The organism is Treponema sp. (genome assembly GCF_045641405.1).
Lineage (GTDB): Bacteria > Spirochaetota > Spirochaetia > Treponematales > Treponemataceae > Treponema_D.
Genome location: NZ_JAZUGX010000072.1, coordinates 1 through 25,134, shown reverse-complemented (window position 1 = coordinate 25,134; position 25,134 = coordinate 1). Strand labels below are relative to the sequence as shown.

General features: G+C 40.4%; 25 protein-coding genes and 1 pseudogene. 17 read left to right on the top strand and 9 right to left on the bottom strand.

All coding sequences use genetic code 11. The features are described 5' to 3' along the window. From ACKI39_RS12480 to ACKI39_RS11290, 3 genes and pseudogenes are all read left to right on the top strand, one after another. A pseudogene (locus ACKI39_RS12480) lies at window positions 1-130 on the top strand (IS30 family transposase); the annotation flags it as partial. Between the two features lie 71 nt (window positions 131-201). Beyond that, on the top strand, window positions 202-1,074 hold the full coding sequence (locus ACKI39_RS11295; protein ID WP_407400591.1) for a hypothetical protein: 873 nt from the start codon (window positions 202-204) through the stop codon (window positions 1,072-1,074). A gap of 228 nt (window positions 1,075-1,302) precedes the next feature. Further along, window positions 1,303-2,196 carry a helix-turn-helix domain-containing protein gene (locus ACKI39_RS11290; RefSeq protein ID WP_407400589.1) on the top strand — a complete coding sequence of 298 codons (894 nt, stop codon included), beginning with the start codon at window positions 1,303-1,305 and terminating at the stop codon, window positions 2,194-2,196. Here the strand turns inward: ACKI39_RS11290 and ACKI39_RS11285 are convergent. From ACKI39_RS11285 to htpG, 3 genes are all read right to left on the bottom strand, one after another. Further along, a complete protein-coding gene (locus ACKI39_RS11285) occupies window positions 2,191-3,333 on the bottom strand; it encodes a glycoside hydrolase family 3 N-terminal domain-containing protein (protein WP_407400587.1) in 1,143 nt (380 codons plus the stop codon). The two genes, ACKI39_RS11290 and ACKI39_RS11285, sit on opposite strands and share 6 nt — an antisense overlap. A 73-nt stretch (window positions 3,334-3,406) precedes the next feature. Next, entirely contained in the window at window positions 3,407-5,950 is a 2,544-nt protein-coding gene (locus ACKI39_RS11280) for an FAD-dependent oxidoreductase (protein ID WP_407400585.1), read from the bottom strand. Window positions 5,951-6,058: 108 nt separating this feature from the next. Continuing rightward, window positions 6,059-8,032, bottom strand: coding sequence for a molecular chaperone HtpG (gene htpG, locus ACKI39_RS11275; protein WP_407400583.1), 1,974 nt, complete (start codon window positions 8,030-8,032; stop codon window positions 6,059-6,061). 339 nt (window positions 8,033-8,371) lie between these two features. Between htpG and ACKI39_RS11270 the strand changes: the two genes are divergently transcribed. The 4 genes from ACKI39_RS11270 (at window position 8,372) to ACKI39_RS11255 (ending at window position 13,212) form a co-directional block, all read left to right on the top strand. Continuing rightward, the gene (locus ACKI39_RS11270; RefSeq protein ID WP_407400581.1) at window positions 8,372-10,312 is read left to right on the top strand and encodes a hypothetical protein; all 1,941 of its coding nucleotides are present in this window, start codon (window positions 8,372-8,374) and stop codon (window positions 10,310-10,312) included. A 318-nt stretch (window positions 10,313-10,630) separates the two neighbouring features. After that, complete coding sequence (locus ACKI39_RS11265) at window positions 10,631-11,695, top strand: magnesium transporter CorA family protein (protein ID WP_407400579.1); 1,065 nt, start codon at window positions 10,631-10,633, stop codon at window positions 11,693-11,695. After that, window positions 11,692-12,684, top strand: a complete 993-nt coding sequence (locus tag ACKI39_RS11260; RefSeq protein WP_407400577.1) for a formylglycine-generating enzyme family protein — start codon at window positions 11,692-11,694, stop codon at window positions 12,682-12,684. The genes ACKI39_RS11265 and ACKI39_RS11260 overlap by 4 nt, the downstream gene beginning before the upstream one ends. A 15-nt stretch (window positions 12,685-12,699) precedes the next feature. After that, window positions 12,700-13,212, top strand: a complete 513-nt coding sequence (locus tag ACKI39_RS11255) for a hypothetical protein (protein ID WP_407400575.1) — start codon at window positions 12,700-12,702, stop codon at window positions 13,210-13,212. Window positions 13,213-13,267: 55 nt separating this feature from the next. On the opposite strand, the gene ACKI39_RS11250 is transcribed toward ACKI39_RS11255, so the two are convergent. From ACKI39_RS11250 to ACKI39_RS11240, 3 genes are all read right to left on the bottom strand, one after another. Further along, a complete protein-coding gene (locus ACKI39_RS11250) occupies window positions 13,268-13,888 on the bottom strand; it encodes a flavin reductase (RefSeq protein WP_407400573.1) in 621 nt (206 codons plus the stop codon). A gap of 77 nt (window positions 13,889-13,965) precedes the next feature. Continuing rightward, window positions 13,966-14,505 carry a rubrerythrin gene (gene rbr / locus ACKI39_RS11245; protein ID WP_407400571.1) on the bottom strand — a complete coding sequence of 180 codons (540 nt, stop codon included), beginning with the start codon at window positions 14,503-14,505 and terminating at the stop codon, window positions 13,966-13,968. Between the two features lie 85 nt (window positions 14,506-14,590). Beyond that, window positions 14,591-15,937: an MATE family efflux transporter gene (locus ACKI39_RS11240; protein ID WP_407400569.1), complete on the bottom strand. Its 1,347-nt coding sequence runs from the start codon at window positions 15,935-15,937 to the stop codon at window positions 14,591-14,593. Between the two features lie 387 nt (window positions 15,938-16,324). On the opposite strand from ACKI39_RS11240, the gene ACKI39_RS11235 reads away from it, so the two are divergent. The 5 genes from ACKI39_RS11235 (at window position 16,325) to ACKI39_RS11215 (ending at window position 18,115) form a co-directional block, all read left to right on the top strand. After that, window positions 16,325-16,795: a very short patch repair endonuclease gene (locus tag ACKI39_RS11235; protein ID WP_407400567.1), complete on the top strand. Its 471-nt coding sequence runs from the start codon at window positions 16,325-16,327 to the stop codon at window positions 16,793-16,795. A gap of 34 nt (window positions 16,796-16,829) precedes the next feature. Continuing rightward, entirely contained in the window at window positions 16,830-17,048 is a 219-nt protein-coding gene (locus ACKI39_RS11230; RefSeq protein ID WP_407400565.1) for a hypothetical protein, read from the top strand. An 89-nt stretch (window positions 17,049-17,137) separates the two neighbouring features. Then, a complete protein-coding gene (locus ACKI39_RS11225) occupies window positions 17,138-17,413 on the top strand; it encodes a DUF5714 domain-containing protein (RefSeq protein WP_407400563.1) in 276 nt (91 codons plus the stop codon). A 218-nt stretch (window positions 17,414-17,631) separates the two neighbouring features. Further along, window positions 17,632-17,820, top strand: a complete 189-nt coding sequence (locus ACKI39_RS11220; RefSeq protein ID WP_407400561.1) for a hypothetical protein — start codon at window positions 17,632-17,634, stop codon at window positions 17,818-17,820. After that, window positions 17,786-18,115, top strand: a complete 330-nt coding sequence (locus ACKI39_RS11215; RefSeq protein ID WP_407400559.1) for a helix-turn-helix transcriptional regulator — start codon at window positions 17,786-17,788, stop codon at window positions 18,113-18,115. The genes ACKI39_RS11220 and ACKI39_RS11215 overlap by 35 nt, the downstream gene beginning before the upstream one ends. A 79-nt stretch (window positions 18,116-18,194) precedes the next feature. Here the strand turns inward: ACKI39_RS11215 and ACKI39_RS11210 are convergent, their stop codons facing one another. Beyond that, window positions 18,195-18,593, bottom strand: a complete 399-nt coding sequence (locus tag ACKI39_RS11210; protein WP_407400557.1) for a (deoxy)nucleoside triphosphate pyrophosphohydrolase — start codon at window positions 18,591-18,593, stop codon at window positions 18,195-18,197. A gap of 2 nt (window positions 18,594-18,595) precedes the next feature. Beyond that, window positions 18,596-21,547 (bottom strand): DUF3427 domain-containing protein, encoded by a 2,952-nt coding sequence (locus ACKI39_RS11205; RefSeq protein ID WP_407400555.1) that lies wholly within the window; start codon window positions 21,545-21,547, stop codon window positions 18,596-18,598. Window positions 21,548-21,767: 220 nt separating this feature from the next. Here ACKI39_RS11205 and ACKI39_RS11200 point away from each other — a divergent pair, with 220 nt between their 5' ends. The 5 genes from ACKI39_RS11200 (at window position 21,768) to ACKI39_RS11180 (ending at window position 24,678) form a co-directional block, all read left to right on the top strand. Next, the gene (locus ACKI39_RS11200) at window positions 21,768-22,085 is read left to right on the top strand and encodes a rhodanese-like domain-containing protein (protein ID WP_407400553.1); all 318 of its coding nucleotides are present in this window, start codon (window positions 21,768-21,770) and stop codon (window positions 22,083-22,085) included. A 36-nt stretch (window positions 22,086-22,121) separates the two neighbouring features. Continuing rightward, a complete protein-coding gene (locus ACKI39_RS11195) occupies window positions 22,122-23,552 on the top strand; it encodes a hypothetical protein (RefSeq protein WP_407400551.1) in 1,431 nt (476 codons plus the stop codon). 70 nt (window positions 23,553-23,622) lie between these two features. Then, window positions 23,623-23,949: a hypothetical protein gene (locus tag ACKI39_RS11190; RefSeq protein ID WP_407400549.1), complete on the top strand. Its 327-nt coding sequence runs from the start codon at window positions 23,623-23,625 to the stop codon at window positions 23,947-23,949. Window positions 23,950-24,038: 89 nt separating this feature from the next. Further along, the gene (locus ACKI39_RS11185; RefSeq protein ID WP_407400547.1) at window positions 24,039-24,200 is read left to right on the top strand and encodes a hypothetical protein; all 162 of its coding nucleotides are present in this window, start codon (window positions 24,039-24,041) and stop codon (window positions 24,198-24,200) included. A 52-nt stretch (window positions 24,201-24,252) separates the two neighbouring features. Beyond that, a complete protein-coding gene (locus ACKI39_RS11180) occupies window positions 24,253-24,678 on the top strand; it encodes a hypothetical protein (RefSeq protein WP_407400595.1) in 426 nt (141 codons plus the stop codon). Window positions 24,679-24,982: 304 nt separating this feature from the next. Here ACKI39_RS11180 and ACKI39_RS11175 read toward each other — a convergent pair. Then, the coding region (locus ACKI39_RS11175; RefSeq protein WP_407400593.1) for an ATP-binding protein at window positions 24,983-25,134 on the bottom strand (152 nt) is incomplete at its 5' end.

Genomic DNA, 25,134 nt, shown 5'->3' with positions numbered 1-25,134 from the left:
AGATATTACGAACTACAGTGATGAGTATATAGCAGCCGTCACTGATAAAATAAACAAAAGACCAAGAAAATGTCTTGGTTACAAAACACCTTTCGAGGTCTATTATTCAAAAACGTTGCATTTAATTTGACAATTCAAGATTAAAATTGAACGTCTTCTCCATTATCTTTTTTGTATCTCAAATACAAGGAAGGTTGTACTATGAAAAGAATCAGAAAAATTTCATTGTTGATTATGGCAGCTGCGTCTGTATCTATTTTCTTACCAGGTTGTAGTGCTGGAGTTAAATCTGTTCTTACAACGGAGAAAACTGATGGTCTCATCTATGCTGCTTCGATGGCTGATGGCGTCTATGGTTATGGAATAGGGGAGAATGGGCTTGCGTCCTATACCGAAGACGGTGGAAAAACATGGCAGCTCAGCGGCAACAAGGCTGCTCCACTGTTCAGTCTTAGTGCAATCGATGAGAAGGTTTGTTTTGCAACTGGAGAACACAAAGCATTCCTCAAGACAACTGACGGCGGAAGAACCTGGAAAGCATTGAAGGAACATCCTGGAAAACGTTCTAAAGGCAGCTGTTTTAGAAATGAGAAATTCGGTGCAGTATGGACTTCAAGCAATGCCTTTGAATACGATTCGGAAAGGGATGACTGGACGGCAATAAAAAGTCCTGAAGATTGCGGCCTTATTGAATCGGTATATTCCTTGGAACCTGGAAAGATTTTTCTTTGCGGCAGCAATGGATTCATATACACAACGGATGATTATGGAAAGAACTGGAAAAAAGTTCAGAGAATCTTTGATAAGAATGATGAGATAAAACCAGTAGTCGGACAGTGGATAAAGACAAGTGAATTTGACTGCAGGGACAATGTGCTTAGATTTGCATATCTTGCAGAACAGAACTATGCCTACACAATGTTTATCTGGAAAAGCACAGACGGCGGAGCAACCTGGACAAAGGAATCTGCAACAAAGCTTCCTAACCTGGCAAAGACTTTGGCCATCAACTGCAACGGTGGTATCAGTATTTATAACACTGATGCAACAATGAACTATTATATAATAAAGTAAAATAAATGAGACCTCGGTCCGATTGGGCTGAGGTCTTGTCAGCAAATACAACTTCCAAAGCCGATAAAAATAATTAAAAGGTTTCTGTGCTGTAAAATTTTTTTTGTAGCGGCATGCCCTGCTGGGTGCTTTTAGAATAAGGGAAATCCATAATCTGAATGTCACAATATTTCAATTTATGCCAAAAATATTCTGTTCAGTAATGAAAAATATATGTAGAATAATAGTATGAAATATGTGACGGGCGAAAAAGTGTTTTGTGATGGGTTCACTATGGAAGTTCAGATGTTCAACGAGCTTCTGCTGCCAGAGGAAACCGATGATTTCTATTCAATCATGTTGTTCCGTGGAATGAATCTTCAGGTCAGTACGGCAACAGGTGACTGTCTTTATGATCAGGGGCTGCTTGTTCTTTCTCCAAGGCATGGCATAAAAGAAATAAAGATTATGGATAGTTCCGAGGAATCATCCGTTCAAACCCTCGTGTTCTCAGCCTATGGACTCAACACCAACAACAGAAACGGTTTTCCAGATTCCTTTGAATACAGCTTCATGAATGAGCTAAAATCGTCCTATGTTCATGTTAGGCCTGTGAAAAAACTCTTTGATACTTTCGTTGAATACTTTGAAAACATCAACCAGCATCTTAACGTCAAGCAGGGACACCTTTGGCCTTGCATCGCCCGTTCTTACATTTCAGAGCTTATAATTCTGCTTACGAGAAACAAGTATTCTGAGGAAGAAGAAAAAAAGTGTGATGGAGAAGTTGAAGAAAAAGTCAGCAAGGTCATCGAATATTTTCAGTATTCCTACAGCAAGAAAATCACATTGGATGAAGTTTCCAGGAAATTCGCCACCAATAGAACTACCCTCAACAGCATGTTCAACAAGGCGTTCGGCGTAAGTGCCATTGCTTATCTTAACCGCATGAGGATTCAGAATGCCACAATGATGCTTACAAACACTGGCATGCCCATATCGGATATTGCTGAACGTGCAGGCTTTGCAGATGAATCCTATTTTTCCCGCGCCTATAAAAAAATGACGGGCAAAAGTCCTTCGGAATTCCGTCTTTCAATTCCACATCCCGACAGAAAGAAATGGCCTGAGTCTGCCCTATAGTTTCATCCTGAGAATTCTTTTTACGCTCTGGTCTATCCGTTCAATTGAAAGTGTTCCATCCTCAACGCAGGCGACAAGATAGTCAAAGACCTTTGCATAGTCGTGGGGCATAAGGATGATGTCGCAGCCAGCATTGATTGCCATTAGGGCAGATTCTGTGCTTCTGAAATATTTGCTCACGGCTTTCATTCCCATTGCGTCGGTGATTACAACTCCATTGAAACCGAGTTCACCGCGAAGACGGTCTGTAATCCATATCCTTGAAAGGGTAGCAGGCAGGTCTTCTGTTTTTGCATTTGGTGTGCGGATGTGTGCAATCATGACCATATCAGTGCCAGCATCAATTCCAGATTTAAACGGAATCATTTCGCATCTCTTGAGTTCTTCCCATGTCTTGCAGCTTATGGCGCTTTCTGTATGGCTGTCTGCAGTAGTGTCACCATGCCCTGGAAAATGCTTTATTGAAGTAAGAACCTTTGCCTTGTGAAAGCCCTTTATGCTTGCCTTTACCATTTTTGCAGCAGTCTTAGGTTCCTTTGAAAATGCCCTGTTGCCAATGACTGTATTTGCTTCGTTTGTCCAGATGTCTGCAACGGGTGCAAAATCTGCGGTAAATCCATATTTTGAAAGATAGGAGCCGATGCTGAAGGAATTATCAAAAGCCTTTTTTTCTGTTTCAGTTTCGAGGGCTGGCGGAAGATTTTCAATTCCGAAGTTTTCATTCTTTGCAATGCGTGCAACACGACCACCTTCTTCGTCTACGGAAATCATAATGGGAATTTTTGACAGTGCTTTCAGATCTGAAATGAATTCTGTTGTCTGCTCTGGATCCTCGATGTTTTTTCCAAAAAGAATGATTGTGCCTGCAGGATAGCGTTTATAGTTTTCCTTCATCTGTCTGGTGAGCCCTGCAGTTGCTGCTACCTTGCCGTTGTCTATCTGCTCCTGTGTCAGTGTAAGGTCAAGATTCTCAGGCACGATGGCAATCATCTGACCGATTTTTTCACGGACTGTCATTGTCTCCATAAGTGTGGAGATTTCTTTCTCTGAGAGAATGTTCTTTTGAGTTTTTTCGAATTTACTGGATGCACATCCTGAAAAAAGAATGCAGGTAAAAAATAAAAACAGCCGTCTCATAGCATAATTTTAATACGCTGCGGGACGGCTGTCGATATGGTTCCAAGCAGGAACCTGTTTTTTTTATTCTGGATTAGTTATCGTTCTTGATTGCGTTTGCGGCTGTACGGCCAGAAACGAAGATCTCTACGATAGCGTTGCCACCAAGACGGTTTCCTCCATGGATTCCGCCTGTAACTTCACCTGCTGCGTAAAGACCAGGAATTACAGCACCCTTCTTGTCAAGAACGCGACGGTCGATGTCTACTGCAAGACCACCCATTGTGTGGTGTGTTGATGGAGCAAGAAGACGGATCTTGAGCTTAACTCCATCAAGCTTGTATGTAGAAGCATCAAAGCGTCCGTTTTCATCACGGTTTGCCTGACCGATAAGGCGTGACCAACCTGTCTTAGGTACTGCAAGCTGGTTTTCTGTTCCACTCATGAGTGCGTGGTCGTATTCTTCGATTTCCTTTCTTACGGCTACTGCATCACAGGCAAATCCAAGTTCCTTGAAAAGGTCTGCAAGCTGATCGACTGTTCTTGTGTACTGGCGGTTTTTGACGTCTGCTTCCCAATCACCCTTTCCTGGAACACCGTATGGATAAGGACCTGGAATTGCCTGGTCGCTGTTTGCGATTTCAATAACAACACCCTGAACGCCTTCCTTCTCAATACCGTTTGCAAATTCACCGATTGAAAGAACATCTCTTTCACCAGTTTCATTTACATAGCGTTTGCCTGTATTAGGATTGAGGTAAACTGCATAGTTTCCACCACCGAATGCAAGCTGACCGTTATCGATCCATGAGATTGGCATGAGCTGTGTGTATTCCATTCCAGTTGATGCAGCACCAGCCTTTTCTGCCATTGCGATACCGTCACCCATAAGTGAAGAACGGTTTGTTGTCTTTGTCTTGTCTGTGATTGCGCCTTCTTTCCAGTACTTGTTTGCTTTTTTTACAAGTGGAATGTTTGCTGCGGCTCCTCCTGTTGCAATTACGACACCCTTCTTTGCGTGTGCTGTAACTTCTGTTCCGTCAAACATCACGGCCTTAACGCCAGTGATTCTTCCGTTTTCAGAAATGAGTTCCTTTGCGTCTGTGCGGCACATGATCTTGTTTGCAGCGTTAGAAAGAACTGTCTTTCTTGTTGGAGCAAAGTAGGCTGCCCACTGTGCTGTATCAGGAATTCCGTCGCCGTCTGCATCGTAAGGCTTCTTAACAAAGTCGTTTTCGCGGTTCCAGAGGGCACCGACGATTGTTGGCTGAATGTCTTCGATGAACTGTGCACCCTGTGCTTCGAGCCATGGCTTAAGGTCCTGACCGTCGCGGATGAACTGGCATACAAGGTCATAGTCGCCGTAGATCCATTCCTTCCAGTCTGCAGAAGGTCTGAGTCCACCGTAGTATGTCTGGAAGATGTGGAGGTTTACAGTAGAGAAAAGTGTAAGGGCACCTTCGTTGATTCCTGAATCAAGCTTTGGCTGAGCCCATGCAAGGTACTTTGAAATTTCTTCCTTGAGTTCGCGAAGAACTGGAAGGTATTCCTGATGAACGCCGTGCTTTGAAAGGTGGTCGATGTCACCTGCAACGAACCAGTTCTTTGCATCCTTTGCGTCAAACGGCTTTTCATCCCATTCAAGGATTGTCTTGAGCACTGTGATGTTTCCGTTTGCCATCTTAACTTTGTTGTATGTTTTTCCATCTACTGGATAGACGCCTGTTGTTGCATCAGGCTTCGATTCTTCCCAGCAAAGGTAAGGCATTGCAGACTGGAACTGTCCGCCTGAAACTACAGTGTTTCCACCGAGTTCCGCATTCTTTTCGATGACGAGAACTGTATCTCCATTCTGTGTAGCCTGTGCTGCTGCTGCAATACCTGCACCACCACCTCCGATTACAACTACATCGTAAGTTGCTTCGATAGGAGCCTGTGGCTTGTGAACAACCTTGTTCTTCTTGAAACCTTCAAGATCTGAAGCTTCTGCCTGTTCAGCTGCAAGTGCAAGTGCCTTCTTTACTGCAGCAGAAGTGAATGTTGCACCTGAGACTGCATCGATTCCAGAACCACAGGCTTCCTTAGCATCCTTAAAGAGAATGTCGAATGCTGGAGTACCAACATGGTTTGTTTCTTTTGAAGACTTTATGTTGATTTCTTCAATTGCGTTTTCAGAAAATTTTACTTCAAGTGCAACTGGTCCTGCGTATCCTCTTGCAACGGCAGTGTAAGTTCCAGCTGCAAAAGTTACAGGCACATTTTCATGCGGAACCAAGGCGCCTGTATCTTCAAATCCAGCCTTTGCCAAAGCCGCTGAAACTGCGTTCTTGATTGCTGTGGAAGTGATTGTACATCCAGAAATTGCATCAACCTGAGCGCTCTGATATTTGACGATATCCTTTGGAAGGTCATTGATTGCAGGATCAGAAATACCAGGTGTTTCCTTATGGCTTGCAATCTTTACATCTGCGATTTTTCCATCCTTCATTGAGACACGAACAGTAACATCACCGTTCATTCCCTTTGCAGATTCGGTGAAGGTGGAACCTGACTTTTTTCCGCCTGCAATAAAGCAGAGGGCAACTGCTGAAGCAACGATAAATGCTCCAAGCTTAATAATTAATTGTTTTGTTTTCATGGGTTAATGATATTTCTTCGTGGAGTTTTATGCAATAAATAAAAGGATTCATAAAAAAAGGACTTGAAGCAATCGTTCAAGTCCTTTCAAGAAATTAAGTTTTTACTGCTACTGGATGAGGGAGTTCATGGCCTTGATGAACTCAACAGGATCCTTGATTTCCTTTCCGCTTACGAGAAGGGACTGGTCAAGGAGAACCTCAGAAATGTTCTTGACAAGTTCTTCCGAAGCATCGCCTTCAAGCTTCTTTACGATAGGGTGGTCGGCATTTACTTCAAGTATCGGCTTGACCATGCTTTCGCCGCCCTGTCCCATTGCACGCATCATGCGTTCCATCTGGATCGAAGGATCGTTCTCGTCGATTACGACACAGGCTGGGCTGTCAGAAAGTCTCTTTGAAAGGACAACATCCTTTACGCGGCCTTCAAGTGCCTTCTTGATTTTTTCCTGTACAGGCTTGAATTCCTCTTCCTTCTTCTTTGCTTCTTCCTTGTCAATGCCAAGTTCTTCGTCGCTGCCAGAACGGTTTACATCCTTAAGTTCGTAGTCCTGATATTTTCCGTATGCAGGAATTACGATGTCGTCGATGTCGTCTGCCATGATGAGGACTTCAAACCCCTTCTTCTTGTATGCTTCAAGAAGTGGAGATGCACGAAGGTTCTTTTCGTCTGTACCTGTAATATAGTAGATTGACTTCTGGTCAGCCTTCATGCGGCCAACATAGTCTGCAAATGAAGTCCATTTGTCGTCACCAGTTCCTTCGTCGGCTGTAGACTTGAAGCGGACGATTTCTGCGATTTCGTTGCGGTTGCCAAAGTCTGAATAAAGGCCTTCCTTGAGGGGACGGTTGTAGTTCTTTACGAAAGCAAGGAACTGTTCAACCTTTGCCTTTTCCTCATCTGTGCGGTCAGCTTCTGCCTTTGCGCATGCTTCCTTTCCTGCATCAACGACTTTCTTGAATTCTGCGAGGAGCTTCTTTACCGACTGGCTCTTGATGTTTTCAAGAATGCGGTTCTGCTGAAGGATTTCACGGCTTACATTCAATGGAAGGTCTTCAGAATCGATTACACCGCGGACAAAACGGAGATATGATGGCAAAAGCTCGCGGTCATCGTCAGTGATGAAAACGCGCTTAACATAAAGCTTTACTCCGCTCTTGTAGTCAGCCTGGTACATGTCGAAAGGTGCATTCTTTGGAACATAGAAAAGTGTAGTGTATTCCTGTGTACCTTCTGCGTGTGTGTGGAGGTGGAGCAATGGATCGTCATAGTCGTGTGAAATTGACTTGTAGAATTCGTTGTAATCTTCTTTCTTGAGTTCAGACTTTGACTTCTTCCAGAGTGCATTTGCGCTGTTGACCTGGTCAACCTTGTTTTCGCTTCCTTCTGGTTTTCCGTCCTTGTCATACTTTGTCTGTGTGTAGTGGAGGTAGATTGGGAATGCAATGTGGTTTGAATACTTCTTGATGAGTTCTTCAACCTTCCAGCGTGATGCGTAATCCTTTGAATCATCGTTAAGGTGGATTTCGATGGCTGAACCGACAGTCTCTGCCTTGTCAAAGCCGTATGTGCAGTATGCTTCGTTCTTAAAGTCGATTTCTTCAACTTCGTAGGAGTTTGTTCCGTCAGATGACCAGTGCCAAACCTTTCCGTCGCCGCCAGCCTTGCGTGTGTAAACATCGATGTGCTTTGCAGCCATGAATGCTGAATAGAAACCAACACCAAACTGTCCGATCAGATCATTGCTTCCTGAACCGCTTTCTGAAAGGTGGTCGATGAAAGCCTTTGTTCCTGAACGTGCGATTGTACCAAGGTTGTTGTTCAGGTCAGCTTCGTCCATACCGATACCGCAGTCCTGGATTGTAAGGATGTTCTTATCCTCGTTGAAAGTGATGTCGATTCTTGGACTGAATGTAAGAGACTTGTACTTGTCGTCAGATACAGTAAGGTACTTGAGCTTGTCCAAGGCATCCGAAGCATTGGAAACGATTTCGCGAAGGAAGATGTCCTTGTTTGAATACATGCTGTGGATGATGAGCTTGAGCAATTGATTTACTTCAGTCTGAAATTCATGTTTTGCCATTTATATACTCCTATATGTTTGTGTGCGTTTATCGTCAAGTTTGAAAAAAACATCAACTTTATCCGATGATCTTCATCAGTTAATACAAATAATATAGAAAAAAAATAAAAAAAATACAAATCGGCCGAAATCATAGGGGTCTGTCCCCGTTGTTCTGAAGGCCGCTATATTCTAAGTGTAATCCTGTTTCTGCTTAATATCTTTTTTGCAGTCTGCATATTAGCTTATAATTATTAGCCGATGATGAATCTGGTATTCAAAAAAAGAAGATTTCATTGGGAGTTCCGCCTGAAAATAATATCAATTTACAACTGATTTCTTTCATTATATAATGGTATCATGGCAACAACTTCAAATATTCTTACACTTTTAAAGTATAACTGTAGCAAACAGAAAACAAACATGCTGGAATACGGCCAGTTTGCAGACTACATTCACCGCTATGCCCAGCATCATATGGATGAAAATCCCGACCTTGTAGCTTACTGCAGCGCAGATTACAAGATGGTGCTTGAAGCAGAGATCAATTCCCTCGTTGCCGAAAAGCAGGTTGCGATAGGTACTATCCGTAACAAGGATTATATTTTTGTCGTTCCATATTTTATAGAGAAATACAATGGAATCCTCACTCAGATTGAAACCAATCCATCAGTTCCTCTTCCGAATGTAAATGAACTTCCAAAGCAGGTTCCTCATGATATTCTCTCAAAGGTTGAGCCAGACGAGATTGTCTACAAGAGGCTTGAGAAGGAAGAACTCGACGACAAAAAGCTTTACTGCATTGTTTTTGGAAAGAATTTTCCAGCCTTGCTCTATCCTTCAAACTATCCTATGGAACGCCTTATTGGGCTTTGTCTCAAGAAGGTTCAGGAGCTTCTCCATAAGGAAGAATCCCATGACTACTTCCTCAAGAAACTTACGATTTCAAATCCTGGAAAGGAACTTTCGATAAAGAACTTCTTTACCCAGTTTGTGCAGAATCCTCAGGCTGCTCTTGATGTCCTCAAGACAAGCGGAGATACATTCTACTATTGGAGCCAGATGTGCTACTTCCTTAAGCAGGATTATACAAAGCTCAAGGATTTTACACCCGAAGACATTTCAATCCTTCAGTCGGTTGCCATGATTGAAGTCGCCACATCCTTCCACAAGTCCAAGACTCAGGAACGCCTTGCACAGGAAGCAGCCTTTGAACAGCTTGACCTCCTCATGAAGAATCCTCCTTATTACTACAACATGGCAGACATCGTAAAGATGAAGGACAAGAACGGAATTCCTCTTCTCGGTCAGTATAAGGAAGACCAGCTTAAGGAACATCTGAAGAACAAGACTACTGAAGCTCCAGAAAACCAGCTTCCAGATCTGTTGATATTCAAGGTGTCAAACGAATCTGGCTACTATATCTATAAGGATAAGGTCATTCCTCTTATCCTTAGACTTGCAAACGACATCCGTGTCCTTGTTAGAGAGGCGCTCATCAAGAGCTGGTACCACAAGCTCCTTGAATATGAAGTCCTTCCCGAGATGCGTGAAAATTATGCCTTTGAAGAATGTCTCGAGCGTGAGATTTCTTCCGTTGAACCTATTCTTCATGCGCTTTTGAATTCTCCGTTCCTGCAGGTGGTTTCACTTGAGGATCAGTCTACAGGGCATATTGCACTTTATAAGGATGGAGAAAGGATTCCATATAGTGAAATACTTATGGTTAGCCGTCAGGAAATTCTTGCCGATGCAAAGCTTAAGCTTCCGTTCTGGTATTCAATGCCGATCATTTCACTTATCCTCAAGCTGATTTTCAGAAAACCTAAAAAGAAGGTAAAGAAGAACAAGAAGGATTCCGTTACCCTTCAGGCCCAGGAAGAATTGAAGGAAAAGGAAAAGGAAGAATTCCGCAAGCGTGATGAAGACGACAGCGTTGATCCGCTTAAGGCACGCCGCCGTGATCTCCGTAAGGCAGCCATGGAGCTTGAGTCTCAGTTTGTTCCAGAAAACAGTACCCTCGATCGTGAACTTAAGGGATATATGCATGAATGGAACGACCGTATCGGCAAGCAGAATTACGAGAACCTTGGAGAAGATGTTGATTCGCTCATCCGCGACTACTTCAGGAAAGTCCTCCGTACATTGAAGGCCGATTCATTCAACGCTGAAAGAATCAGTCATCTTGCGGAAGCCCTTGTTGATACGCCAAGCATGATGAAAATCAAGAATCACCCTGCTTTGAAACGTTACGTAGAATTGTATATATTAAAGATAGTAAAAAACTTGCCATCGAACTAATCTTCCGGCAAGCAGATCTTTCACTCCTAGTGAGTCCACATACGACCCTCTACGAGTTAAAAGAGAAACCATATGAGATTGGAAAAATGACGGAGCAGGCTTGAGACGGTTATCCGTGTGAGTCATTTTTCCAGTAACTATTAAAGCATTTATTTTTTTATCTATAAGGAGGCGTATATGGACGGTGGCAGTAGTTCAGGTTATCACCAATGTATAAAGACACTGATACGCCTCGTTTCTGTAGGTGTAATTTTCTGACAGCGCAGTCTGGCTTTGTAGGGGAAGGCAGGCGACTTTGCTGTCATTCCGAGGAAAAAAATGATCACATACTGGCAGCAGGAAAACGGAAGACTTGTTAAGAAAGATGAAAATGAACTTGAGCGCACACAGAATACATGGGTAGATGCCCGCTGTGTAACACGTGACGACATAAAGGAACTGGAAGAAAAATTCGGCATCGAACAGGAAAACCTCCTTGACTTCCTTGATCCCGATGAACTTTCACGAATCGAAAAGAATGAGGATGAAAACTATATCATCACAATTGTAAGGCTTCCTGTATTTTCACCAAGTGACGATGTAAGTTATTTTACTGCACCTCTAGGCATCATCATCAAGGGGAAATTCCTTATCACAATTTGTTGGACGGATTGCGAGGTCCTCAAGGATTTTGCCGCCAACCGAGTCAAGGAGCTTTCACTTAAGGATCTGCCAGCCTTTACCATCAGATTCATGGCTCGTGCGGACATGATGTTCCTTAGATATCTTAAGGAACTTAACCGCAGAACTACTTCCATCCAGAATGAGGTCATGCGTTCGGTTCAGAACCATGAACTGGTTCAGCTGCAGAACATCCAGAAGTCTCTTGTTTACTTTACCACTTCTCTTAAGTCAAACCAGATGCTTCTTGAAAAGTTCAGAAAGACAAAGATAATCAAGCTGGACGAAGATGACCAGGACTGGATCGATGACGTTGAGATCGATAACCGTCAGGCTCTTGAGATGGCAGATACCTATACGAACATCATGGCGCAGACCAACGATACTTTGACATCCATCATCTCCAACAACCTGAACATCGTGATGAAGAAGCTTGCCATCTTGAACCTTGTTCTCATGGCTCCTACATTGATAACAAGCTTCTATGGAATGAACGTAAGGCTTCCTTTTGAAAATACGGGAAAATGGGCGGTGATAATCGTAACTGTGTTCTGCCTTGTTTCCATTTTCATTACCAATGCTTTCCTAAAGCTCAGTGATAAGCCTGTAGAGGCAACCATCAGAAAGAAGACTTCTTTAAGGCAACGTCATGCGGAACGAAAGCAGATGAACTATCTTAGAAAGCAGGACAAGATAGCGGAAAAGAGAGGTAAGAAAAAATGAAAAGAACCATAGGATTGCTTGTGGTGTCTGCATTTGTTTTTATTGCTTCGTTTGCACAGCAGAAGCCTGTGAATGAAAGGCGTGATGTAGACCGAACGGAAAAAAAGACCCAGAAGAAGACTGAGAAGGTGCAGTTTAAAAATCAATATCCCGAGCTTGAACTTGTTAGAATTGCTTCTACCAATTCTGAATTCATCATCGGGGAAAAGTCTCAGACCATTTCTGCAAAACGAACTGTAAGACCTTATTCCATCAATAGATATGAAACCACTTACTCCCTTTGGCACCAGGTCCGTTCATGGGCAGAACGCAACGGCTATGTCTTTTCAAATCCAGGACAGGAAGGAAACAACGGCCGTCGAGGCATGTTGCCTACTAAGGCTAACTCCACTCAGCCTGTGACAAACATCAACTGGTATGATGTCATCGTATGGTGCAATGCCCTGTCTGAAATGGATGGAAGAAACCCATGCTATACATATAAGGGGCAAGTGATCCGCGATGCAACGGATATGGCAGTGTGTGATCTTTCTAAATGTGACTGGAACCAGAACGGCTACAGGTTGCCTACAGAAGCTGAATGGGAATATGCCGCAAGAAAAACTTCCAGTGGTTTGCAATCAGATTTGCTTGCAAGTGGTCAGGTGAACTCCAATGGTGTTGATGACGAGTCTGTTGAAGTCACGACGCTTGGCTGGATTTCTGACAACAGCAAGGAAACTCATCCTGTTGGAAAAGCAACGGCCAACGGTGCAGGACTTTTCGACATGTGCGGCAACGTCCTTGAATTCTGTTGGGATTGGGAAGCAAGCTATGATGCACCTCAGTCGGACAACCGTCAGACAGGACCTGAATATGGCAATGAGCGTGTTCTGCGTGGCGGAAGCTGGAATCAATACACAATGTTTTACGGGGCAGGCGATAGATATTCATTCAACCCTAGTGAATCATACAATTACTTTGGTTTTAGAATCGCAGTCTCGGAATAAAATACAGGATGCCCAATGGAACTTGATGAGCGCATAGAACTTTACAAAGGAAGACTCTCCCGTGAGTCGTTCATCCTGGCTGAAGAGTATGAAGGCAACCGCTATGACGTGGTCGCTGAAAAATCCGTAGATGAAGCAAAGGCGTTTGGAGAATCAGAGCTTACAAGAACCCTTATGCTGATTTCCAAGGTTCCAGAAAACACTGGTGCTGAATACGTTCAGTCTGAGATTGATAGAATTCCAATGTCAGCTCTTTCTGGATTCAGAAGCATATCAAGAGATAAAACTACTTTTTTCATCAGGGTATTCTTGATGGACAGAATTCCTTTCGAGATCATACAGCGGACAAGAGATTTTGATTTCAGCAGATCGGAACAGGGGGCGTTCAACTATATTGTCCATGCAGGGGTAGTCCTTGTGGATAATTCTAGCAACATGGTCTATTCAAATAAGACATGTGCTCAATTCTGCAGCATATTCAAGGTAGTGACTCCAGTTGAAATTATTGGAGATGAAGATTCCTTATAAGTACTGAAGGATATTCCTAGTGCGAAATTCTTAATGAAAAACTGCGTTTGTGGATTTAGTCTTCGTAAACAGGTTCAAAGTCTTCTCTTGTGTGACCGCAGAGGGGACAAAGGAAATCCTTCGGAATATCTGGACCTTCATATATGTAACCGCATATCCTGCATTTCCAACCTTTGATTTTCCGTTGTGTTTTCTGTGTCTGGGAATCAGGCTTGATTCTCTTCTGGTAATCGGCGTAAAGCAACGGATTTCTGTCGCTTGTGACCTTTGCATCAAGAACTTCTGCGATGAACAATGTGTGGGTGCCTAGATCCACTTGTTCTACGACTTTGCAGCTTATCACAGCACAGGTTGATGATGATAGATATGGAATGCCATTGGGATCCATTGGAAGATTCATGCCGTCAAACTTGTCTACATTTCTCCCAGATTGAAGTCCCCAATGACTGATGATGTCAAAAGTTGCCGCCTCATCTAAGACGCTTAGACAGAATAGTCCACTTTCCTTTAAAAGACTGCATGTATAGTTTGTGTTTATTAAAGAGATGGCGACTCTCGTAGGAGTGTTTGCGACCTGAATGCATGTGTCTGTGATGCAGCCGTTGATCTTGTCTCCAGCTTTTGTTGAAAGCATGAAGACACCATAGGATAATCTGAACAATGCTTTGTTATCCATAGTCCACCTCCTGTAAAAAAAGGCAGACACAACATCATGAAAGCATGGGAGTGCCTGCCATAGTGGTGAAAATGAAATCAGTAGTTTGTTTCTCTGATTTCGAAGTAGCTCTGTGGGTGAGCGCAAACAGGACATACATCAGGAGCGTCTGTTCCTACCATGATGTGTCCACAGTTGCGGCATTCCCAAACTTTAACCTCGCTCTTCTTGAAGACTTCCTGCATCTCAACATTCTTGAGGAGTGCACGATAGCGTTCTTCATGGTGCTTTTCAATTTCAGATACTGCGCGGAATTTTGCTGCAAGTTCAGGGAAACCTTCTGCTTCTGCTGTCTTAGCAAATCCATCGTACATGTCAGTCCATTCAAAGTTTTCACCGTTTGCAGCCTGTTCAAGGTTTGCCTTTGTGTCTCCAATACCGTCTAATTCTTTAAACCACATCTTTGCGTGTTCTTTTTCATTGTCGGCGGTTTTAAGGAAAATAGCTGCAATCTGTTCAAATCCTTCCTTCTTTGCCTTTGAAGCAAAATAGGTGTATTTGTTGCGAGCCTGTGATTCACCAGCAAATGCTGCTTCCAAATTCTTTTCTGTCTGAGTTCCTGCGTATTTGTTTGCCATATTAACCTCTTTAAAACAAATATAAAAAAATTAAATCGACAAGTCAAATTTTATGGCTATAAGTGAGGAAGAAAACAAGTATTGATTATTGCACCTTCATTTTCTTAAAGGTATAGATGAACGTCGGAATGAGCACAAGGTCTGCACCGATCCATGCAAGGACTTCCGCAAAAAGAATTCCGTTTGAGCCGATGAACAGTGGAAGAACAAGAGCACTGCCTGTACGCATGGCAAATTCCATTATGCCTGAAACCATAGGAATAAAAGTATTTCCGAGTCCTTGAATTATGCTTCGTGTAAGCCAAAGAAGATAGAGGACAGGAAGAAAGAAACTCATAAGGCGAAGGTATCTGTAAGCTGTTTCCATGACCTGGGCTCCGTTGGCATCACCAGTAGAAACAAAGACAGTGAGGATATGTTTTCCAAGCAGGATCATGATTGCCGCGATTACAACAGAACATGTAAGGCTCAATGTCATGCCGCTTCTTGTTCCATCCTTGATTCTTTTGTAAAGCTTTGCTCCGTGGTTCTGACCTACGAAGGTCATGAGGGCAAATCCAAATGAAGTTGCAGCGATGTCCAAAAGGCCGTATAGCTTGGTGACAGCAACATAGGCTGCGATGAAGGTAACACCGAATGAGTTGACTACGAATTCAACGATCATTCCGCCGACCGCAATTATGGACCCCTGAATGGCAAGCGGAATACCAAGCCAGTAAAGTTTCTTGCTTAAACCAAAATCGAGCTTGAAATCATCCTTAGAAACTTTTACTTCAGGAATCTTTGAAAGACTTGCAAGACAGAGAAGTGAGGCTACTATCTGTGCAATCAAAGTTGCAATGGCGGCACCTGCAATTCCCCAATGTAATATAAGCACAAAAACAAGGTCCAAAATGATGTTGATGATGGAAGAAACTATGACAGCGTGAAGAGGTGTCTTGCTGTTTCCAAGGGAACGCAAAAGTCCTGCCAAAAGATTGTAGGCAAAGATGACTGGCAATCCAATGAAAAGAATGTCTATGTAAAGGGTAGAAAGTGGTAGAATTTCTTCTGGCGTATGAAGCAGGAGAAGGATAGGCTTTGAGATCAAAATTCCAACAGCAAGCAGAACAATGGAAGTAATGATGGAAAGCAGTGCGGAATTACCCACGACCTTCTTAAGGCTCTTGATGTCGTTGGCTCCAAAATCCTGTGCCATCTTTATGCTGAAGCCCTGTGTGATTCCCTGGACGATTCCGTATAAAAGCCAGATCAGATATTCCACTGCACCTAACGCCGCAAGGGCATGGACTCCAAGATACTTTCCTACAATTGCAGTATCAAAGAATGTGTACATGAGCTGGAATACATTCCCTGCGACAAGGGGAAGTGCAAACTTGATCAAGATAGGAAGGGTTTTCCCCTCCGTCATGTTTTTTGTGTTTTCAGCCATAAAGTTCAATATCCATCTTTGTGAAAATGATAATGAATTTAATTATGAAACACCATAAATTGAATGTTATTCGTGAGGCGGATTCAATACCCCGACGCTTCACTCATACGCACTTGCTGTGAGTTCCTGTTGAAAAAGGGATATTAAACCTGCTCGCAATACCATGGGAGAAACGGCATGTCTCGCTGCTCTGCAATCTTCGTCATGTCATGGATTGAAAGAACTTGTCTTTCTCATAGCTTCTGTGATTATGCCCGAGATTTCTTCGTTGTACTATAGGGGTGTAAAGAAATTCAATAATGCTTCTATGAGTGTAGAGGAGGAAGTTATTTCATGATAAGTAATTGGTGTCTGTATTTAATTGTAATATGTTCTATAATAAAACAAATGGACACAATCAGCAAAGCACAGCGTCACTCGATAATGTCACACATTCGTGGAAAAGATACTTCCATAGAAAAGAAAATTCGATCTGCGTTACATCGTGCAGGATTTCGCTTTCGTGTCTGTGATCGTCGCTATCCTGGAAGTCCTGATCTTGTTCTTCCACGATACTATGCAGTAATCTTCATAAACGGCTGCTTTTGGCATGCCCATGAAAACTGTCAGTACTACAGAATTCCAAAATCAAATGTGGATTTTTGGCAGAGAAAGTTCATCCGCAACAAACATCGCGATGAGGAAAACGTTGCAAAATACCAGGATATGTGTTGGCGAGTATGTACTGTCTGGGAATGTGCGATTCGTGGAAAACTAGCGAAGCAGAAAATAGAAAAAGTTACTTCGCAAATTATCCAATGGCTTGATGAATCTGCTGATCCAGAACTTGTAATCCGTGGGGAATATGTAAAGCATTAAGCGTTTCAAATTTTATAAGGTTGGAGGATATATTATGGAAATCGTTGATGTCAGAGAAGGATATCTTTTTAAGATAGTTGGTGACAAAACTTTTGCAGTGCAAGAAAACAATGATGGGGTTGCATTCTGTCCTTTCTGTTATTCTCAGATAGATTTTGCTGATGGCAGATGTCCGTGTTGTCAAAAAAATATTCCAGAAATCATTTATTTCCATGGAGACGACCAGACCTGGATTGCTTCTGGAAATGAATGAAATTTATGGAGTTAAACATGACATTAGAGGAAAAAGCAAAATATATAATTAATGATATAAAAAAGGAAACAGGTAGTGATCCATGAGCAATGTTTCGAAATCTTGTAAAAAAAGAATATATGAACATTCATGGTCCTGAACATCACATTCTGGATGGCGCTTGTCTTTTGATGGCTTATTACAATGCAGGTGGAAAAATCAACGGTCCAAGGTGCTGTAAAAGGGATGCGATGATTGCATTTAAGAATGCAATAGAATATGTAAATGAAAATTATGCAGTTGCTTTGACGTACAGTGCTTCAGAATGTGAATATTCTTCCATCAATCAGCAGTGCATAAAGGAACGTTGTCCTTTTTATATGTGATATCTGCTGATTGTTGCAACAGGATGAAAGCTATATGCCATTTAAACTGCAAGTTTAATGACTATGATCATATTCTGTGCTAATATAAATCTACACTATACAAATTAAAGTCGCTTGCCCTAAGAAGCTTAGCGCCGAGTCTCATAAGGTTGTTGCCATGGGACAAAAACTTGAAATGCGCCGTTGGCGTGGAGATTATCTTTTTATCAGGAGTGCGTATGGGCACAGGAATTTTTGACATCACAAAATTATCTGCTGCTATGATTGGAAGTAACAATCAGTTTGGCCAGCGCACATCTTGGCTTTTATGCGCCAATAAAATGATGGAAAAAGATAATGGAGTTTTTGTTGAAGAACGATGGAGTCAAAACTATGAGAACCGTAACCTTTTTAAAGCCAGTTGTTGATCTTAAGGCAACTGGAAATCAAATCAAATCACTCAGACTTGAGAATGGATACACTGTCCGTGAGATTCAGAACGTTTTTGGGTTTGAATATCCTCAGGCGGTGTATTCATGGGAACAGGGAAAAAACGTTCCTACAATCGACAACTTGCTGGTGCTTGCCCGCTTGTTTGAATCACCAATCGAAGAGATTGTTGTCAGCCGCATGGTAGAGGTTGAAATAACATGCAGTTCAGACAAGGTCGAGAAGCTGTGCAACAAGAACTGTGACGCTTGCAAATTCAAACTGAGTGCATGATCAAATTTTTCTGTCTGTTAGCCTATGTTTCAACAATTGGTTGACAGACAGATTGAAAAATCAACTGCAGCTTCTATAATCAAAGAATTTTTTCGATTTCAGGTAAGATTAATTCATCAGCTGGAAGCCAATCTACCGAGTGCAAAGTTTCCTTATTCACCCACTTTGCTGCTTCGTGCTCAAGAAGTTTTAGTTCTCCTGAAACAATCGTGCACAAAATGCAATGCATTGTCAGATGGAAATTCGGATAGTCATAATCGACAACGCCAAGGGTTTTTTCAGCTTTCACTTCTGTTGCAAGTTCCTCGCGGATTTCGCGGACGATGCATTGTTCTGGAGTTTCGCCAGGTTCCAGTTTTCCACCAGGAATTTCCCATCCGCCTTTGAAGTCGCCGTAACCGCGTTGAGTTGCAAAAATTTCCTTTATTCCGTTGTTATTACGCAAGATGATTGCGCCGCTTACTGTTACTTGTTTCATTTCTAATCCTCCACTTTTGTACGATCAACATCAGTTATAAAATCATTATATAAGTCCGTTGGAACTTCTGGAATTGCAAAGTTCATTGTAACAGGGCAATTGCCTTTTGCAGTTGCCGGCATTGTCGCAACATCACCAAGGTAAATAAATTCCTGTGGAATTCCTTCAACTTCCTTGAACTTTCTGACAAATAAATGAAGATGAGTATGTCGTTCAATATTGTGAATTACATCTTTCCCGCGCTCACTTTCTTGTGTCATGTTGTTTGGAGACTGCCACTGAAACATTCCAGATGTAATAAATTTGTCGTGATAGTTAATTTCTTCGCGAATGTCGTCTGCTTTGTATAAATCTACAAAAATGAAATATTGAGGTTTTGCACTTGTGAGCAAACCTGAACCACGGAATGAACTGTGGATTTTTTCGTAATTACAAAGTGGAGCAATACTTCGCATTGTATATTTCCCATAGGGTTTTAAGAATGGGAATCCAAAATCTGCTCGGCCAAATTCTTCATCGTATCTTAACAAAGCATATTCAATATAATCGTTTATCCATTTATAGATTTCTTCTTTGTTGTTTGCAGAAAAAAGCTTTGTTACATTCTGATTTAATGAAATTGTTTTTCCATCAAAATTCATAACTACATCGCTATAAGTCTTTTCTTCTGTGGAGTCAAAGAACTTTCCTGCAAGAAAATTGCAGGCATTAATGATGTTTCCTTCTTTGCAGTAATCAACATATTTTCTTAAACTGTTTTTGATTTCTTCAATCGTTGTTGAATGATTGGAGCTGGATACAAGGTTATTTATGATACACCACTCCTCGATTCGTTTCGCAGGAAGAAGAGAATCTAACAACCGTATGAAAGTTACAAAAACTTTACTTTGGGAAATTTGATTTAAAAACAAAGATTCTTCTGATGTAATTTCATTTTCTGCACTTACAACAAATTCAAAATATGAATGATAGAGAAGGTTTCCTTTTTTGATTTTGCTAAATACACACGGATCCAAATCTGAACTATGTTTAATATAATCTGTCAGATAAGGCATTCGATTCCCATTGTCTTTTCTGAAAACAAAATAAGCTTTTTTCTGATTTACATCAGACATAAACTTTTCTTTATCAATCTGATTCAGAATCTGCTCTTTTACTATTTTATCAAAGTGAATAAATGTATCGCCTGGAATATCAATAAAGTCAGTAGCAACTTCACGAAGACGAGTTTTCTTATCAGGATTTGGATCTTTTGAGAAAACGCTGGTCATCAAAAAAGATTTTTGATAGTTACCAATAAAATCCAAAACTGTAAGGAATTCTTTTCCCTTGATTTTTCTAAGTCCACGTCCAAGCTGTTGTGTAAATACAATTGAAGACTGAGTTGGACGAAGCATTAAAACAAGATTAACATCCTGAACATCAATACCTTCATTAAAAATATCACGGGAGAAAATATATTGAATTTTCGAATCATCATCTTCCAGCTGCTGCAAATATTTCTGTCGTTCTGAAACTGAGTTTTCACCAGAAAGTGCAATGGCATAACCATCGCCAAGTTTCTTATTAAATTCATCAGCCATAAACTTTGCATGTTCAACAGTTGCACAGAAACCTAAACACTTTGTCTTGTCTCCATCATGACCATAAAACTTAATCTTTTCAAAAATATAATCTGCACGATTGCTTCGCATAAGCATTCGTGCAACTTCATTGAGATATTCTTCGCCATCATCAGGAGTATGAGTAAGTTTTGAATAATCAATACCTTCAACATCAGTAATTCCAAAATAGTGGAAAGGGCAAACCAAGTCTTTCTCAAGAGAGTCACGAAGACGAATATTTACTGCACGGTTAAAATCAAAAATACTGAAAATGTCTTTCCCATCAGTTCGGTCAGGAGTTGCAGTAAGACCTAGCAAAAACTTTGGTTTGAAATAATTCAGGATTTTTGTGTAAGAATTGTCTGCGGCGTGATGAGCTTCATCAATGATGATGTAATCAAATTCATCAGGAGTAAAATCTTCAAGATGAAGGGCAAGTGTGCTTTCTGTTACAAAAAGATATTTGCTGTTTTTATTTCCTTTTGAACCTTCATAGCGGTCAGAAGAATAATCAGGAATAGTTTTACCAAGAACGTTATCAAAAGATACCTGGGCTTTAACAAGAATGTCTCCGCGATGAACTACAAATAGCGCCTTTCTTGGATTAACTTGCATTGCATCAAAAACCGACATGTATGTTTTACCAGTTCCAGTTGCAGCAATTGCAAGGGCTTTTGTCTGATTCATTTTGCGAAGCGTATTCAATTTTGCGATTGCTTCGCTTTGCATTTCGTTAGGTTTAATAACCTTTTCTTCAAAGCTGAAAACATCTTTGTGTTCTTTCTGGACTTTTTTGATTCCGGCAAGATAATCACGGTATTGAATTAAAAACTCATCAGAAAAATCTTTGGAGTGAGGGTCGTTCCAAAGTTCATTAAATTCTTCCAGAACAGATTTTGCAAAAACACCTGGTTCCTGATTTTCTAAGACTTCTTCGTTATTAATAACATTCCATTCAACATTCTTTTTGAATGCTGCACCAGAAATATTTGATGAACCAATTATGATTGTCCATTTTTCTTTATTGTTTTCTTCAGGATTTAAAAAGAGATAACCTTTTGCGTGAAAGCCCTGATCACTGGTGGAAGTAAAAATTTTAAGCTGTATATTCTCAAAAGAATTAAGCATCTCAAGAGCCTGGGGCTGGGTAACGTTTATGTAAGTAGAAGCAAGAATTTGGCCCTTTACGCCCTTAGCATTTAATTCTTTAAGAAGATCCATTAAAAGCTGAACACCACTTATGCGAATAAACGAAACACAGATTTTAAACTCAGTACAAGTAGAAAGATTTTCAGTAAGAGTAGTGAGAAAGTTTTTGTTTATTTCATTGGTGATAAGCTGATTGTTCATACTAGCAGCTTATCAGGATTTTTAGAGTTGAACCAGATCTTTACTGCCTTGACGGGGTAACATCATGAAGGTCTTTAAAATCAACATTACATTCCGCGCTTCATTCATGTTATAATACGGAAGAAGGACCTATATGAAGAAGCTTTTGTCGATCATTATATTCCTGATACTCTTTCTCATTTCCTGCACTGCAAAAGAAACAAAGGTAAAGGAGGCTAAAGTGAACACATTTAAATCTGTTTCCATGGAAGAAGGTTTGGAACTTATGGCAAGGGATACGGATTTTGTTCTGCTTGATGTGAGGACTCCCGAAGAATTTGCAGCTGGACATATTCCAGGTAGTGTTCAGCTTACGAACGAAACTTTTACAGAACAGGATGCGGAAAAGCTTATAAAAAATAAGAGTCAGACTATTTATGTCTACTGCCGTTCAGGAAGGCGATCAAAACAGAGCAGCCAGAAGCTGGTTGACTTTGGTTATGCAAATGTAATTGAGATTGGCGGAATCATTGCTTACGATGGCTCGATTGAAAAATAAAAAAATAAGTAAAAATCTAAGATACGGAGATATATAATGAAAGATAAAAATGGAAATGAGATTATTTCTTTAGAGAATTGGCTTCAACATTTTCATGAGAAAGATTTAATTAAAAGGGAAAAAGAATTTTTAAATGATTCTTACAATCAAAGGATTCCTCTTGAAACAATAGCTGATTTTTGGAATGAATTCATTTCATCACGCCTTTTAGATCCTGAAATTGTTATTCACTTTAATGAAGAATTATATAAATATATGGAAAGACCTGATGCTGTATTTGCTATTAGAGCATATAGTGGAAAAGATTCTGATAATGATTCAGACAAAGAAACACGTTTTAGACGAGGTTATTATACAGAAACGGATGATCACTATTCTTTTTTTTATACGGATAATTCATTTGCATATTATTTCTACAGAATGGCTTATGACGGTTTATATCCTTCAGCCGAAGAGTTATTCAGGTGTATGACAGAGCATAAATTCTATTATAAGTTTAGGATCAGAGGAGATTATGCAAAAGGAAAAGAAGATAAATATGCAACTATCTTTCCGATAGGGGAAAAAGATCCTAAAGTTACAAGTAATTACAAGCTGGCACATATTTATGACCAAGGACAAAATTATAATTTCTATGGTTCTATAGAAAATAGAGAATACTTTTGTGATAAATATTTTCCACGGGGATCTTTAATAGATTGGAAAGAATGCAGTAACAATCAGTATATAAGAACATTAAATATTCCTGAATGTGATAAACAAAAAGCTAAGGAATGGATAAAAGCACAATTCCTTCGTTTTGTTAGTCCTATGAATTATTTTTTGGCGCCCAAAGGACCACAAGGTGCATATAATTTATTCTGGCCAACTGAATCAACAATTTCAATGGATATTGGAGAAGATAAAAACCTTCTTTCTTATGTTCAGCAAAAAATGCATGAGATATATGGGGATTATTATAATAATTTTCTTGATAAGATTTTTATAGATCAAGATACTACAAAAGAAGATGGAACAAAAAAAATAAATATCATTTATTCATCAAAAACATTATATCAAGAATATTCAACTCCAAAGAAAACTAAAAAAAGCAGTCCTCAGATAAATATGGATAATATTTCTACGGCCCAAAAATTTTCAACATACTCCTATAATGGTAATGTCTATAACCAACGAAAGCTTTGTTTGGAAATAATAAAAGACTATGTTAGACAAAATCCTAATATTAATATTAATCAACTGAAGCAAGTATGGAATTTCAAAGGAATGAGACAGGCTATTCTGAATGAGAATGAACTTAGTGCCGAGCAAATAAAAAGAAAACGATATAATCTTGATAATAGTGATAAACTATTTTTAATAGATAACTCGGTTGCTGTTGTATCTACTCAATGGACAGAGAGTAAAGTTGATGATTTTATTGAAATTGCAAAAAAATTAGGGTTTGTGATTCAAAAGAATGAATAATCTGATTAATATAGTGTCCTAGAGATTCTGAAAAATATAAAATTTTATGTAGGAGACGACGGATTAAATCGTGAACTTCGAAATCAATGCAGAAAAGGAATTAAAAAATGCTTTTAGTATTTCAAATAAAACTGGAAACCCAAATGAACTTCTATTGAACGGTGGAATACATTCCCCTCACCACATTTTTGCAAAGCATGCAAAGGCGGAGATCGGTAAAAATGGAGCAAAAGTTCCTTACAAAACATTGAAAACTACTGAAGACGGTATTGAAGTTCGTAAAGGTTGCTTTGCTTCGGATGCCTGTGCTTACCCTGGAGACAGTTCTAAGTTTTGTTTGATTACTGACCGAGGTCCAGGCAAATCAAGCGGTAGGCCTTTTGTATGCAATCAATGATATTGAAAGAATCGGTCAATTCAGTGGGGAAATAAGCAGGAATGTTCTGGAATAGCAGTCTAAAAGTCATAAGACCCACTATTTAAAAGATGCGCAAACGCCACCTTGACCGAGTATGCAAAGGAAAATGCAGCGCAAAACTTACTTCAAGCTACAACCAGATTCTCCACAACATAGACCGTATGAGCAACAGCTGCGTAAATCTTGCAGAAACTCTGAAATCAAATACTTATAGAAAAAAATCTTCTTGAAGAAATGTCTCTTTCTGAAGCTAAAAACTAACTTACGGAGCAGGATGCCAAGATACTGGAAACTTTTTTTGATACAAACATTGCACCTTATTTAGGCCCAATTATTGTTGGTAAACAGCAGCCATTTCCTTTTCTTGCAAATAAAGAACTGAATGCCATAGTCCTTTTGAAAAATAAAAACGGGAAAAACAAGATGGGAATAGTTCCATGTTCCAATACGATTTTTCCAAGATTGATTCCAGTTCCATCTAACCCTGGTACTTTCATGCTCTGCGAAGAGCTTATCCTTCATTTTGTTTCAAAACTTTTTGACCATTATTCAGTTGGTGAAAAATCAATCATCAGAATTACGAGAAATGCTGACATTGAAGTAAAGGATGTTCTGGATGAAGATTTGGACTACAGAATCATTTGCGAGATAGAAAAGAACTTTTCTACAAAACTCGTTCTCCACGCAATTCCCCGTTCATCAACCTGAAGAAAAAAATAATTCCGCAGATTGAATCATCTGACCTTCTTCTAAGCTATCCTTTTGAAAGCATGAAACCTTTCTTGAATCTTTTGCAGGAAGCGGCAGTGTCGCCTTTTCGCCTGCGCGTGTTCACTTCGCTTCGAGTCCTACAGTAGTTTTTTTGTGTCCACTAAGTTATACTAACTCTGCCGCAACTGCAAAAAGAAAAATATAATATTGCGGTGGCAGTGAATAAAGTCCTGTCAACGCCGGCGAGAGATTTCCTGAATTTGCCGATTTCAGATTTCCGGTTTTAGGCAAAAAAAATATATTAATCGAAGGCGACGGCTCCGACCTTCATGCGGTCCTTCATCCTGTAGGAATCCGCCTGCAGGCTAATTATGTGACAATGGTGCAGAAGTCTGTCCAGACTGGCAGTTGCAACAGCTTCATCGTTGTTCATGAATTCAGTCCATTTTCCGA